This window comes from Roseateles puraquae (assembly GCF_002205845.1).
GTDB lineage: Bacteria > Pseudomonadota > Gammaproteobacteria > Burkholderiales > Burkholderiaceae_C > Pelomonas > Pelomonas puraquae.
The window spans coordinates 221,741-235,183 of the sequence record NZ_NISI01000005.1; the positions used below are offsets into that span (position 1 = coordinate 221,741).

At 67.8% G+C, this 13,443-nt stretch carries 14 protein-coding genes; 8 read left to right on the plus strand and 6 right to left on the minus strand.

All coding sequences use genetic code 11. The features are described from left to right. Positions 1-29: 29 nt before the first annotated feature. Entirely contained in the window at positions 30-674 is a 645-nt protein-coding gene (locus tag CDO81_RS13600; RefSeq protein WP_088483763.1) for a hypothetical protein, read from the minus strand. 219 nt (positions 675-893) lie between these two features. Here CDO81_RS13600 and CDO81_RS13605 point away from each other — a divergent pair, with 219 nt between their 5' ends. The 7 genes from CDO81_RS13605 (at position 894) to CDO81_RS13635 (ending at position 7,260) form a co-directional block, all read left to right on the plus strand. Continuing rightward, positions 894-2,273: a CmpA/NrtA family ABC transporter substrate-binding protein gene (locus CDO81_RS13605; protein ID WP_088483764.1), complete on the plus strand. Its 1,380-nt coding sequence runs from the start codon at positions 894-896 to the stop codon at positions 2,271-2,273. Positions 2,274-2,422: 149 nt separating this feature from the next. Then, entirely contained in the window at positions 2,423-3,295 is an 873-nt protein-coding gene (ntrB, locus tag CDO81_RS13610) for a nitrate ABC transporter permease (RefSeq protein ID WP_088483765.1), read from the plus strand. A 132-nt stretch (positions 3,296-3,427) separates the two neighbouring features. Beyond that, entirely contained in the window at positions 3,428-4,312 is an 885-nt protein-coding gene (locus CDO81_RS13615; protein WP_088483766.1) for an ABC transporter ATP-binding protein, read from the plus strand. Then, a complete protein-coding gene (gene cynS / locus CDO81_RS13620; RefSeq protein WP_088483767.1) occupies positions 4,309-4,752 on the plus strand; it encodes a cyanase in 444 nt (147 codons plus the stop codon). Before CDO81_RS13615 ends, cynS begins: the two co-directional genes overlap by 4 nt. 134 nt (positions 4,753-4,886) lie before the next feature. Beyond that, positions 4,887-5,336, plus strand: a complete 450-nt coding sequence (locus CDO81_RS13625; RefSeq protein ID WP_241516995.1) for a nuclear transport factor 2 family protein — start codon at positions 4,887-4,889, stop codon at positions 5,334-5,336. 43 nt (positions 5,337-5,379) lie between these two features. Next, the gene (locus CDO81_RS13630) at positions 5,380-6,528 is read left to right on the plus strand and encodes an aminotransferase class V-fold PLP-dependent enzyme (protein ID WP_088483769.1); all 1,149 of its coding nucleotides are present in this window, start codon (positions 5,380-5,382) and stop codon (positions 6,526-6,528) included. Positions 6,529-6,594: 66 nt separating this feature from the next. Then, on the plus strand, positions 6,595-7,260 hold the full coding sequence (locus CDO81_RS13635) for an HAD family hydrolase (RefSeq protein ID WP_158218272.1): 666 nt from the start codon (positions 6,595-6,597) through the stop codon (positions 7,258-7,260). 156 nt (positions 7,261-7,416) lie between these two features. Here the strand turns inward: CDO81_RS13635 and rocF are convergent, their stop codons facing one another. The 3 genes from rocF to CDO81_RS13650 form a co-directional block, all read right to left on the minus strand. Next, the gene (gene rocF / locus CDO81_RS13640) at positions 7,417-8,337 is read right to left on the minus strand and encodes an arginase (RefSeq protein WP_088483771.1); all 921 of its coding nucleotides are present in this window, start codon (positions 8,335-8,337) and stop codon (positions 7,417-7,419) included. Further along, positions 8,334-9,209, minus strand: coding sequence for an LOG family protein (locus CDO81_RS13645; RefSeq protein WP_088483772.1), 876 nt, complete (start codon positions 9,207-9,209; stop codon positions 8,334-8,336). The genes rocF and CDO81_RS13645 overlap by 4 nt, the downstream gene beginning before the upstream one ends. 64 nt (positions 9,210-9,273) lie before the next feature. Then, positions 9,274-10,023 (minus strand): HesA/MoeB/ThiF family protein, encoded by a 750-nt coding sequence (locus CDO81_RS13650; protein ID WP_088483773.1) that lies wholly within the window; start codon positions 10,021-10,023, stop codon positions 9,274-9,276. A gap of 101 nt (positions 10,024-10,124) precedes the next feature. Between CDO81_RS13650 and CDO81_RS13655 the strand changes: the two genes are divergently transcribed. Continuing rightward, on the plus strand, positions 10,125-11,309 hold the full coding sequence (locus CDO81_RS13655; RefSeq protein ID WP_088483774.1) for an MFS transporter: 1,185 nt from the start codon (positions 10,125-10,127) through the stop codon (positions 11,307-11,309). Positions 11,310-11,323: 14 nt separating this feature from the next. Here the strand turns inward: CDO81_RS13655 and CDO81_RS13660 are convergent, their stop codons facing one another. Next, complete coding sequence (locus CDO81_RS13660; RefSeq protein WP_088483775.1) at positions 11,324-11,803, minus strand: hypothetical protein; 480 nt, start codon at positions 11,801-11,803, stop codon at positions 11,324-11,326. Between the two features lie 123 nt (positions 11,804-11,926). Then, positions 11,927-13,360, minus strand: a complete 1,434-nt coding sequence (locus tag CDO81_RS13665) for a S41 family peptidase (protein WP_088483776.1) — start codon at positions 13,358-13,360, stop codon at positions 11,927-11,929. Positions 13,361-13,443: the final 83 nt, after the last annotated feature.

The following is a 13,443-nucleotide window of genomic DNA, read 5'->3' on the forward strand; positions in this document are numbered from 1 at the left end:
TGGGCGGCGCAGCCCGGGCGGCCCAGGGGTCAGAGCTGGGTGGCGGTGTAGGTCACGCGGCCGTTGTTGGCCGCAGTGCTGCCATAGGTGCCCGCCGGCACGGTGTTGGCGTTCAGGTAGGAGAAGGTCCAGCGGCCCTCCTGCCGCACCAGCTTGCTTGCCGCCGTCAGAGTGGTGGCGGTGCCCGAGCCGGTGGTGGCGGAGAACGCCGGGTGCGTGATGGCGCCGTTGGTGTAGCCGGCGGTGCCGGTGGTCAATGCGGCGGCGGTCACGCCGATCTGGGACCAGTTGATGGTGTCGCCCGCCGTTGTCTTGAGTTGGCCGGTGACGCTCGAATTGAGGGTGACGTTGCTGCCCACGTTGCTGAAGACCCGCACGGTGACGGCGCCGTTGGTCAGGTCGCCACTGGCGGCGGAGGCGGCGACCGTGGTGCCGTCGCCGATGTTGGTGGCGGGCACCGTGAAGGTGAGCCCGTCGACCGTGGTGTTGTTGGCGGCCCCGACGCCGCTGCCCGTGCCGATGCGCAGGAACAGCACGGCGGGCACCGTGATGGAGAAATCGACCCGCGCTGTGGCCGTGGAGGCGGCAGCCGCGCTGCTGGTGGTGGTGGATTCGGCGTGGCCCAGGGTAGGCAGGAGGAGGCAGATCAGCGGGGAGATGAAGAGCTTGCGCATGGTGGTGTCGGCCGTGAGTTGCCAAAAGTTTGTGGTGCTGCCTCCGTCCTTGGGATGGTGAGTCGACGGAACTTCGTTTGCCGGGGGCCAAGCTTCCAAATTTGGGGCCGAGCGGTTGCTGCGGCTGCGTAGTGCCAGCACTACAGGAAGTCGCGGCTCTGCTCGATTCCGGCCTGAGACGCCGGCTCCTAGAGTCCGGTCACCCTCAGGAGCATCCCCATGTCCCACGATCCCTACGACGCCGACCGGCCCCTGTTGATGCACTGCAGCTGCGGCCGGCATGCCAGCGCTGCCGAGCACGCGGTGGCCGAGCTCAAGACGCGCAGCGAGCAGGCCGACGTGGAGGCCGAGTCGCGGCAGTTCGTCGAGGCGGCGCTGGTGAAGGCCCTGTTTCCGCAGGACGCCGTGCGCCGTCGCTTCCTGAAGGCGGTGGGCCGGGGCACGGCCATGGCGGCCATCTCCAGCGTGCTGCCGGTGGCCAGCCTGCAGGCCATGGCGGCGGAGAAGGGGCCGCTGGAGAAGAAGGACCTGAAGATCGGCTTCATCCCCATCACCTGCGCCACCCCGCTGATCATGGCCCACCCGCTGGGCTTCTACAGCAAGCAGGGCCTGGACGTGCAGGTGGTGAAAACGGCGGGCTGGGCGCTGATTCGCGACAAGATGCTCAACAAGGAGTACGACGCGACGCACTTCCTGAGCCCCATGCCGGTGGCCATCAGCCTGGGCCTGGGCGCGCCGGCCACGCCGATGCATGTGGCCACCATCCAGAACACCAATGGCCAGGCCATCACGCTGGCGGTCAAGCACAAGGACAAGCGCGACCCGAAGGACTGGAAGGGCTTCAAGTTCGCCGTGCCCTTCGAGTACTCGATGCACAACTTCCTGCTGCGCTACTACGTGGCAGAAGCTGGCCTGGACCCGGACCGCGACATCCAGATCCGCGTGGTGCCGCCGCCGGAGATGGTGGCCAACCTGCGCGCGGGCAACATCGACGGCTTCCTCGGGCCGGACCCGTTCAACCAGCGCGCGGTGTTCGAGGAGGTGGGTTTCATCCACCTACTGACCAAAGACCTCTGGAACGGTCACCCGTGCTGTGCGTTTGGGACCAGCGCGGACTTCATCCAGAAGAACCCGAACACCTTCATCGCGCTCTACCGCGCGGTGCTCAATGCCGCCGCCATGGCCCGCGAGGCGCGGAACCGTGAGCTGATCGCCAAGGTGATCTCGCCGCAGGCCTACCTCAACCAGCCCGAGACGGTGGTGGCGCAGGTGCTCACCGGCAAGTTCGCCGATGGCCTGGGCAACGTCAAGGTCGTGCCCGACCGCGCCGACTTCGACCCCATGCCCTGGCAGAGCATGGCCGTGTGGATGCTCACGCAGATGAAGCGTTGGGGCTACCTCAAGGGTGACGTCGACTACAAGGCCGTCGCCGAGAAGGTCTTCCTGCTGACCGATGCGAAGAAGCAGATGAAGGCCCTGGACCTGGCGGTGCCCGAGGACAAGGCGGGCGGCTACCCGAAGTTCACCGTCATGGGCAAGACCTTCGACCCAGCGAAACCGCAGGCCTATATCGACAGCTTTGCCATCAAGCGCAGCTGAACCATGTCGCCACGAGCCATGAAACACAGCCACAGAGACACAGAGGCTCAGAGGCGCTCGGACCAGTGCCACCAGCCCGATCTCTCTGGGGCTCTGTGCCTCTGTGGCTGTGTTCTTCCGACTCACGACAGGCCAAGCGCCTCCATGACATGCAGAAGTCCCTGACCTTCCGCGCTGCACTGCTCTCGCTGCTGCTGCTCGCCTGCCTGCTCGGCCTGTGGCAGCTCGCCACGCAGGGCAGCAGCGCCAGCGCCGCGCCTGCAGCGGCCATGACGCCCGAGCAGATCGAGTACGCCAAGCTGATGGGCAAGCCGGTGGATGCCGTCCCCGCCACCACGAAGAGCGGCTTCCCAACCCCGGCGCAGATGGGCGCGACCATCGCGCGGCAACTGGCCGACCCCTTCTACGACCGCGGCCCCAATGACAAGGGCCTGGGCCTGCAACTGGCCTACTCCCTCGGTCGCGTGGGCCTGGGCTATCTGCTGGCGGCGCTGGTGGCCATTCCGCTGGGCTTCGTCATCGGCATGAGCCCGCTCATCTACCGCGCGCTCGATCCCTTCATCCAGGTGCTCAAGCCCATCTCGCCGCTGGCCTGGATGCCGCTGGCGCTCTACACGATCAAGGATTCGGCCGCGAGCGGCATCTTCGTGATCTTCATCTGCAGCCTCTGGCCCATGCTCATCAACACGGCCTTCGGCGTGGCCGGCGTGCGCCGCGAGTGGCTGAACGTGGCGCGCACGCTGGAGGTGGGGGCCATGCGGCGAGCGTTCGAGGTGATCCTGCCGGCGGCGGCACCCACCATCCTCACGGGCATGCGCATCAGCATGGGCATCGCGTGGCTGGTCATCGTGGCCGCCGAGATGCTGGTGGGGGGCACGGGCATCGGCTACTTCGTGTGGAACGAGTGGAACAACCTCAGCCTGCCGAACGTGCTGATGGCCATCCTGGTGATCGGCGTGGTGGGCATGTTGTTGGACCTTGGTTTTGCGCGCTGCCAGAAGTGGGTGACCTATGCCGACTGACGTCCCACCCCCGAAGCGCCTGCGGCGCTCCCCCTCAAGGGGGCGCAGCCAGCGGCCCGGCAAAGCCGGTTCCGCGGCGGCCGCTGGAAGATCGACCGCCTTGGGCGCGTCGATTTCAACGCTTGTTGACCTATGAGCAGTCCGACTTTGGTGAACGTGGAGGCTTTGGCCAAGCGCTATGGCGATGCCACGGTCTTTGACGGCGTGAACTTCACGCTCAGCGAGGGCGAGTTCGTCTGCATCATCGGCCACAGCGGCTGCGGCAAGACGACCATCCTGAACGTGCTCGCGGGCCTGGAGCAGGCGAGCAGCGGCCATGTGTTCATGGCGAACCGGGAAGTGGTCGGCCCGGGGCTGGAGCGCGGCGTCGTGTTCCAGGGCCACGCGCTGATGCCCTGGCTCACCGTGCGCCAGAACATCGCGTTCGCGGTACGCAGCAAATGGCCGGAATGGAGCCGCGCGCAAGTCGACGCGCAAGTGGTGAAGTACGTCGAGCTGGTGGGCCTGGCCGCCCACCTCGACAAGAAGCCCAGCCAGCTCTCGGGCGGCATGAAGCAGCGCGTGGGCATCGCCCGCGCCTTCGCGATCGAGCCCCGCATGCTGCTGCTGGACGAGCCCTTCGGCGCGCTCGATGCACTCACGCGCGGCACCATCCAGGACGAGCTGCTGAAGATCTGTGCGGCCACGAAGCAGACGGTCTTCATGATCACGCACGACGTGGACGAAGCCATCCTGCTGGCCGACCGCATCCTGCTGATGGCCAACGGGCCGCAGGCGCGCATCGCGGAGATCGTCGTGAACACCATGTCGCGCGACCGCCAGCGCGCCACGCTGCACCACGACCCGCAGTACTACCCGATTCGCAACCACCTCGTCGACTTCCTCGTCGAGCGCAGTGCGACTCTCTCCCACGGCCGGGCGCCCGAGCACCCGCCGGAGGTCCGGCCCGGCCTGCCGCAACCGGCCGAAGTCATTTCTTTTGACACACACCCCGCCATCCACAGGAGCACCGCATGAGCCGCCTCGACGTCACCGAAAAGATCATCGCCACCAAGGTGGCCAAGGGCCTGAAATGGGCCGATGTCGCCGCCGAGATCGGCCTGTCCAAGGAATGGGTCACGGCCGGCTGCCTGGGCCAGATGACCTTCAACGACGAGCAGGCCGCCACGCTCGCCAAACTCTTCGACCTGACGGAGACCGAGACCCAGTGGCTCAAGGTGGTGCCGTACAAGGGCAGCCTGCCGACCTCGGTGCCGACCGACCCGCTGATCTACCGCTTTTACGAGCTGGTCAGCGTCTACGGCACCACGTTCAAGGAGCTGATCCACGAGGAGTTCGGCGACGGCATCATGAGCGCGATCGACTTCAAGATGGACCTGCAGCGCGAGGCCAATCCCGCTGGTGATCGGGTCTCGATCGTCATGAGCGGCAAGTTCCTTCCGTACAAGACTTATTGACCACCCCGTACCGGCTTCGCCGGCCCCCTCAAGGGGGCGCCGCCAGTGGCCTGGCGAAGCCAGTTCCACGGCGTCCGCTGGATGGATCGCTTCGCTGACGCGAAGCTCTTTGGAGTGCATTTGTGCGGCCACCCTTGCCCCCGTTTACTTTCGACAGCGCCGTGCAAAAGGTGCGCCTGGCCGAAGACGCCTGGAACAGCCGCGACCCGGACCGCGTTGTGGGCGTCTACACCGACGACACCGTCTGGCGCAACCGCGCGGAGTTTCCGGTGGGGCGCGAGCAGGTGCGGGCTTTCCTGGCGCGCAAGTGGGCGCGCGAACTGGACTACCGGCTCATCAAGGAGCTGTGGGCCTTCGGCGAGCACCGCATCGCGGTGCGCTTCGCCTACGAATGGCACGACGACTCCGGCCAATGGTTCCGCAGCTATGGCAACGAGAACTGGGAGTTCACGGCCGAGGGGTTGATGCGGCGGCGGTTTGCGAGCATCAACGACCTGCCCATCGCCCCCACGGCGCGGCTCTTCTTCTGGCCGCTGGGCCGGCGGCCTGACGAACACCCGTCCTTGAGCGAACTGGGGCTGTGAGTGGCGCGGTAACCTGCGCGGCACCGCGACGACGCCTGCCGCCATGCGTGACCTCTTCCTGCTCGACCCCGATCTTGTCTTCCTGAACCACGGCTCCTTCGGTGCCTGCCCGCGCGAGGTGCTGCAGGCCCAGCAGCGCTGGCAGCTGGAGATGGAGCGCAACCCTGTGGAGTTTCTCGGCCGCCGTTCGGCCGCGTTGCTGGCGGCGGCGCGCGATCGGCTCGCGGCGGAACTTGGCGCGCAGGGGGCAGACCTCGTCTTCATGCCCAACGCGACCACGGGCGTGAACGTGGTCGCCCGATCGCTGGCCCTGCAACCCGGCGACGAGGTGCTGTCCACCGACCTGGAGTACGGCGCCTGCGATGCCACCTGGCAGCGCGTCTGCGAAGCGGCCGGCGCCATCTACCGGCGCGTGCCCATGCCGCTGCCACTGGACAGCGAGGGCTTCGTGGCCCGGCTGGGCGAGGCGCTCACACCGCGCACACGGCTCGTCTACTGCAGCCACATCACGTCGACGACGGCCCTCATCCTGCCGGTGCAGGCCCTGTGCCGCATGGCGCGCGAGGCGGGGGTGCTCACCCTCGTGGACGGCGCGCATGCGCCCGGCCAGATCGACCTGGACCTCACGGCCCTGGGCGCTGACTTCTACGTGGGCAACTGCCACAAGTGGCAGTGCGCGCCCAAGGGGGCGGCCTTCCTGCATGCGGTGCCGAGCCAGCAGGCGGCGCTGCACGCCACCGTCACGAGTTGGGGTTATGCCGAGGGCACGGGCGGGCATGCCGGCTTCGAAGCCTATCTGGGCCACACGCCCTTCGAGCGCCGGCTGCAGTGGCAGGGCACGCGAGACCTGAGTGCCTGGCTCGCTGTGCCCGCGGCGCTGGACTTCCAGCAGCGCCACGGCTGGCCGACAGTGCGCGCCCGCTGCCATGCGCTGGCGGCGTCAGCCCTGAAGACGATGGTGGACCGCTTCGGCCTGCCGCCGCTCGGGGCCGACGAGGACTGGGCTCAGATGGTCGCGCTGCCTGTGCCCGCGCAGGACCCCGACCGGCTGCGCGCGCGGCTGTTCGAGGAAAGCGGCATCGAGATCCCGGTGACCTCGCACGCCGGGCGGGTGTTCGTGCGCTTGTCGGTGCAGGGCTACAACACGGAGGCGGATGTGGCGCGGTTGCTCGAGTCGCCAGCGTTGCAGTAGGGGCGGTGTCCGCCTCGCGGGCGCGCGATGCGACCGCTTGATCCAAATTGCACAAGGGAGCAAGACATGTACAAGGCACTGATCTCTGATTTCGACGGCACCCTTTTCGACTCGCAAAGGGCAATTTCCGCAGTCCTGCTGGAAACCTTCAAAGAACGCGACGTTGCCCCGCCCACGATCGGCGCCATTGAGGCTTCGATTTCGATGGGCATCACGCTGGAAGAGACCTTGGAGGCGCTGCGCCCTGAGCTCAAGGGGCATCCCGAGCAACGCGACGCATGGGTGGTCCACTATCGCAAGATCTACAACGCCGGCCTTGGCATCACGGCGAGTTCCCCGTTTCCCGGCCTGGCTGCCATGCTCGAGGACCTGCGAGCCAAGGAGATTCCGGTCATCGTGGTGTCGAACAAGGGTGAGGCAGCGGTCTGGAACACGCTCAAGCACTACGCGGTTGACCACATGGTGTGCCAGGTGGTTGCAGCCTTTAGCGAATTGCCGACGAAGCCGCATCCGGACAGCTTCTTTCACCGAATCCTGCCGAACTACGAGCACTTGCAGCCCAACGACTTCTTGGTTTTTGGTGACACCGCTACCGACATGAAGTACGCGCGCGCCATTGGCGCTGGCGCCGCCTACGCGTCGTACGGCTACGGCAAGCCGCAGGACAGCCTCAGCTATGAGCCTGATCTGGTGGTCACCGATATGCCACTCTTGCTGAGGGCCTTTGAATGAAGTTGCAGGCGCTTGACCCCGCTGAGTGTGACCGCCTCGACACCCTCAGCTGCGACCTTCTGAAGTGGCCCTTGTTGCGGTAGCCAGGGCAGGGTGGGGAGCGCAAAACCACCAGCGCACCCCTGCCGGCGAGGCGCACCCGGCGCCCGCCACGCCTCACTTGCGCATCAGCGTGCTCTTGCCAAACAGCGACTCGATCAGATCCACCGCCACCAGCGCCGTCTGGTTCTTCACGTCCAGCGCCGGGTTCAGCTCCACCAGGTCCATGGAGGCCATGCGGCCGGTGTCGTGGATCATCTCCATGCACAGGTGGGCCTCGCGGTAGGTCGGGCCGCCGTTGACGGTGGTGCCGACGCCGGGTGCCATCACGGGGTCGAGGAAGTCCACGTCAAAGCTCACGTGCAGGTGGGTGTTGTCGTCCAGCGTGGCCAGCGCGAGCTCCATGGTGTGGCGCATGCCCATCTCGTCGATGAAGCGCATGTCGAAGACTTCGAGGTCCTGCTCGTGCACGAAGCGGCGCTCGCCTTCGTCGACGCTGCGGATGCCGATCTGGCGCACCCACTTCGGGCTGATGGCCGGCACCTTGCCGCCAATCTCCACCAGTGCCTGCGGGCCGAAGCCGCACAGCGCCGCCACCGGCATGCCGTGGATGTTGCCGCTGGGCGTGAGCTCGCTGGTGTTGAAGTCGGCATGCGCATCCAGCCACAGCACGCGCAGCTTCTTGCCCACGTCGCGGCAGTGGCGGGCCACCGCGCTGATGGAGCCCAGGCCCAGGCAGTGGTCGCCGCCCAGCAGGATGGGCATGCGGCCGGTCTTGAGTTCGGCGTACACGGCCTCGTGCACGGTGCGGTTCCAGGCCACCACTTCGTCGAGGTGTCGATAGCCGTCCACCGGCGGCTGCCAGGGGTTGGACGGACCGTTCAGGTTGCCGCGGTCGATGACGTCCACACCGCGCGCCCGCAACGCTTCGGCCAGGCCGGCGACGCGCATGGCTTCCGGCCCCATGCTGGCGCCTCGGGCGCCGGCACCCACGTCGGTGGGGGCGCCGATGAGGGAGACGTGGCGGAGTTGGGTCATGTCGGGCTCGCGTTGCAGAGTTCGGGTTGGCCTTGGATGACGGCCCAGGCTTCCTCGGCCGTCTCCACGTAATGGAAGAGCTTCTCGTCGCCCGGGCTGATCATGCCGGTCTCGAGCAGCAGGTCGACGTTGATCAGCCGGGTCCAGAAGTCGCGCCCGAACAGCAGGATGGGGCGCGGCCGGCTCTTGCCGGTCTGGATCAGGGTCAGCGTCTCGAAGAGTTCATCCAGCGTGCCGAAGCCGCCAGGGAAGCACACCAGCGCGATCGAGCGCATCAGGAAGTGCATCTTGCGCAGGCCGAAGTAGTGGAAGCGGAAGCACAGCTCCGGCGTGATGTAGGGATTGGGGTACTGCTCGTGCGGCAGCACGATGTTCAGGCCGACGCTCTTGCCGCCGGCTTCGAACGCACCGCGGTTGCCGGCTTCCATGATGCCGGGGCCGCCGCCCGTGGCGATGACGACCGGGCACCCACGCTCCGCGCAAGCCGAGGTGGCGATGTGGGCGAAGCGGCGGGCTTCTTCGTAGTAGCGGCTCATGGCCAGCTGGCGGCGTGCCTTGGCCGCACCGGCGTCGTCACCGCGGTCTTCAGCCACGGTGAGGAGGGCCTGCGCGGCCTCGGCCGGCAGGATGCGGGCGCTGCCGAAGATGACGATGGTGGCGTGCACGCCCTGTTCGTCGAGCAGCAGCTCCGGCTTCATCAGCTCCAGTTGCATGCGCACCGCGCGCATGTCCTGGCGCAGCAGGAAGCTCTCGTCCTTGAAGGCCAGCTCGTACGCACTGCCCGGCTTGTCGTAGTCCGGGTGGGGCTGGAGCGTGCGGCACTCTTCCTTGGCAGTGGGGAAGTTGCGTGTCGGGACGTCAGTGGGCTTCATCGGCGAGGATTGTCGGCAGGTCGGGGCTGGATTTTGTGCCGCGTTCAGGCGGCACGACGGGATTTCATGCGGTGCCGCAGACCGAGCAGCTGGCGTCCCGGTGCATGGCGATCTCGCTGAACTGCATGCGGCGTCCGTCCAGCATCAGCAGCCGGCCGGCAAGCGGCTCGCCCACGCCGGCCAGCAGCTTCAGCGCCTCGGCCGCCTGCAGGCTGCCGACGATGCCCACCAGCGGCGCGAACACGCCCATGGTGGAGCAGGCGGCGTCTTCAAAGCCTGACTCCGGCGGGAACAGGCAGGCATAGCAGGGCCCGTGGCGGCCCCGGCTGTCGTACACGCTGATCTGGCCATCGAAGCCGATGGCCGCGCCCGACACCAGCGGTCGGCCATGGCGCACGCAGGCTGCGTTCACGCGGTGGCGGGTGGCGAAGTTGTCGGTGCAGTCGATGACGACATCGGCGCCTGGCACCTCGAGGTCCAGCAGCGCCTCGTCGGCGCGCTGGGGCAGGGCGCGCACGCGAACGCCCGGGTTGAGCGCGGCCATGCGGGCGGCGGCAGACTCGACCTTGAGCCGGTCCAGGCTGGCCATGTCATGCGCGATCTGGCGCTGCAGGTTGGTGAGGGACACGGTGTCGTGGTCCACCAGCGTGATCTGGCCGACGCCGGCCGAGGCCAGGTACAGCGCCACCGGCGAGCCCAGGCCGCCGGCGCCGATGACCAGGGCGCGCGCATCAAGCAGGCGCTGCTGGCCCTCGATGCCGATCTCGTCGAGCAGCAGGTGGCGGGAGTAGCGCAGCAGGTCGTCGTCCGTCATATCGGCAGGATAGCGCCGGGACCTTGGCGGCCGTGTGGCGGCGGCAGTGGCAGCCTGGGCGCGGGTGGGGTCTTGGGCGCAGGCGGCACACTGGCGGCCCCATGCCTTCGCCCGCCGCCCCCGCACACCCCGCTCACCTGAGCCCGGCCCTCACCCTGCTGCTCGCCACGGCCACCGGCCTGGCGGTGGCCAGCATCTATTACGTGCAGCCCCTGCTCGGCCTGTTGTCCGCACAGTTTGGCGTGGGCAGTGCCAGCATCGGGCTGCTGCCCACGCTGACGCAGTTGGGCTACGCAGCGGCCATCCTGCTGCTGTCGCCGCTGGGCGACCGGTTCGACCGGCGTCGCATCATCCTCTGGAAGGCAGCCGCCCTGGTCGCGGCGCTGGCCTTCGCCGCATGGGCCCCCGGCTTTGGCGCGCTGTGCGTGGCCAGCGTGGCCATCGGCCTGATGGCCACGCTGGCGCAAGACCTGGTGCCGGCCGCGGCCACACTGGCGCCGGAGGCCGAGCGGGGCAAGCGTGTCGGCCAGGTGATGACGGGGCTGCTGCTGGGCATCCTGCTGTCGCGCGTGGCGGCGGGGTCACTGGCTGCGGTGGCCGGATGGCGGGCGGTGTACGGCAGTGCCGCGGTCGCGGTGGCCGCCCTGATGCCCTTGCTGTGGTGGCGGCTGCCGCGCTTCGTACCGGCGACGCAGGCGGGTTACGGCGAACTGCTCGCGTCGATGGGGCGGCTGTGGCTGCAGCATGCGCCCTTGCGCCGCGCGGCCATGGCGCAGGGCCTGCTGTCGGTGGCCTTCAGCGCGTTCTGGTCGACGCTGGCCCTGGTGCTCGCCGGACCCGATTTCGGCCAGGGCAGCGCGGTGGCGGGCGCCTTTGGCCTGGCCGGGGCGGCGGGTGCGCTGGCCGCGCCGCTGGCCGGCGGCATGGCCGACCGGCGCGGGCCGCAGGCCGTGATCCGTGTGGCGGCGCTGCTGGTGTTCCTGTCGTTCGCGGTGCAGGCGGTGGCGCCGGCGTCCCTGTGGCTGCTGGTGGCGGTGGCCGTGGTGTTCGACCTGGGCGTGCAGGCCGCGCTGGTGTCTCACCAGAGCGTGGTCTACAGCCTGGACCCTGCTTCACGCAGCCGGCTCAATGCGGTGCTGGTCAGCGGCATGTTCGTCGGCATGGCCAGTGGTGCGGCCTTGGGCTCGTCGCTGCTGGCGGCCTTTGGCTGGCGGGCGGTGCCGGTACTCGGTGCGGTGGCCGCGCTGGGGGCCGTGGTCGTGTCGCGCCACGGCCGCCGGGCCTGACAAGCACGGCCCGTTCAGCCTCCCGAGCGCGGCTGCAAAGGCGTAAATGTGACGCCGGGCTCCGGGTGCAGCGACACGCTGCCGTCTTCTGCAATGCGATAAAGCGCGTTGGGTGTCGGGTTGGGCGCGTCGGTCGGGCCTTGACGGGGGAGCCAGTAGCGCACGTACAAGCCGTTGCCGCACCCGAGGCTGAACTCGCCCAGCGTCGGTGTCCGCGCCAGCGCCTGGCCCAGCGGTGTGTCGGTGATGTCGAGTTGCCGTTGGGCGCTGCCATCGTGGATGGTCAACTGCGTGTGACGCTGATCCGGGGTGGCGGCAGACGCGCTGCGACTGAGCACGAAGGTGCGCTGGCCACAGGCCGCGTCCAGCGTCTGCGTGAAAGAGGCAGGTGCGCGTGTGTGCAGCGTGCTGATCTGCACGTGCACATGACCCTCCTGGGCGAGCCCTGCGGCCTGCCAGCCGAGTGCGGCCAGCGTGATGACGAGCGTTCTCATGTGTCCCCCATGGTGATGGCGATGGGTATGCTAACGCGAGCTCCAGGCTGACTCAGGTTTGTCGCGGCAAAAAAAGCGGGCCTCTTGCGAGGCCCGTTGTGCTTGGGTTGTGGAGCTACGGCGTTATTGTGTCTTCGCTTCAGCCTTGCGTTCCACTGCCGTTTTCGACGCAATGACAGGCTGACCTTTGAGTTGGTTCAGCGCCTGCACGAGCGGGAAGTCTTCCGACGAGCCGAACTCCGGCAGCGGCTTCAGGGGTTCCCGCTTGGCCATTTCGGCCTCCAGCTTCTGGCGGGCTTCTTCCCGCGCCTTGGCGCGAGCTTCATTGTCTTCCGCCTCGGGGCCGTTGTTCAAGTGCTTCTCGAGGTCGGCCTCGCGGGTGCGTAGCGCGGCGAACACGTTGCCCTCGGCGGTTTCGTCCAGCATGACGTCGGGCACGATGCCCTTGGCCTGGATGGAGCGGCCGCTTGGCGTGTAGTAGCGGGCCGTGGTGATCTTCAGCGCGCTTTCGGGGCCGAGCTGGCGCACGGTCTGCACCGAGCCCTTGCCGAAGGTCTGGGCGCCCATGATGGTCGCGCGCTTGTGGTCCTGCAGGGCACCGGCCACGATCTCGCTCGCGCTGGCGGAGCCTTCGTTCACCAGCACCACCAGCGGCACGTTCTTCAGGGCGGCCGGCAGGCGCTTGATGGGGTCGTCACCGCTGCGGCGGCGGTAGTCGTCCGGCGTGGCGCGGTAGGTGGCCTGCTGGTCGGCCAGCTGGCCCTTGGTGGACACGACCTCGACGTTCTTGGGCAGGAAGGCCGCGGAGATGGCGATGGCGCCGTCCAGCAGGCCGCCCGGGTCATTGCGCAGGTCCAGCACCAAGCCCTTGAGCTGGGGCTCCTGCTTGTAGATCTCTTCGAGCTTCTTGGCGAAGTCGTCGACCGTGCGGTCCTGGAACTGACTGACGCGGATCCAGGCATAGCCCGGCTCGATGACCTTGGCGCGCACGCTCTGCACCTTGATCTCCTCGCGCACGATGGTCACCGGGAAGGTGCGGTTCTCCGCCTTGCGGTAGATGCTCAGCGACACCTTGGTCGCCGGCTCGCCGCGCATCTTCTTGACCGCCTGGTCCAGGGTCAGGCCGCGCACGGCGCTGTCGTCGATGCGGGTGATCAGGTCGCCGCTCTTCAGGCCGGCGCGGAAGGCGGGCGAGCCTTCGATCGGGGAGACCACCTTGACGAGGCCGTCTTCCATGCCGATCTCGATGCCCACGCCGACGAACTTGCCGGTGGTGCCTTCACGGAATTCCTTGAAGGTCTTCTTGTCGAAGAACTGGGAGTGCGGGTCCAGGCCGGAGACCATGCCGGCGATCGCGTCGTTGATGAGCTTTTTCTCGTCCACCGGCTCGACATAGTCGCTCTTGATCAGGCCGAACACCGCAGCAAGCTGCTGCATTTCGTCCAGGGGCAGGGGCGACAGGCTGCTGCGCGCATTGGCCTGCAGTTGCATCGTGGTGAGGGCACCTGCGACGGCGCCGAGGGCAACCCAACCGGCGACTTTCAATTTGGAGCTCATGAGGCCGAGTCCTGTATCAACGAAATCCTGCCGAAACAGCTTGACAGGTGCTCCGAGTGTAGCCCTCGACCTTGCGCCAGCCT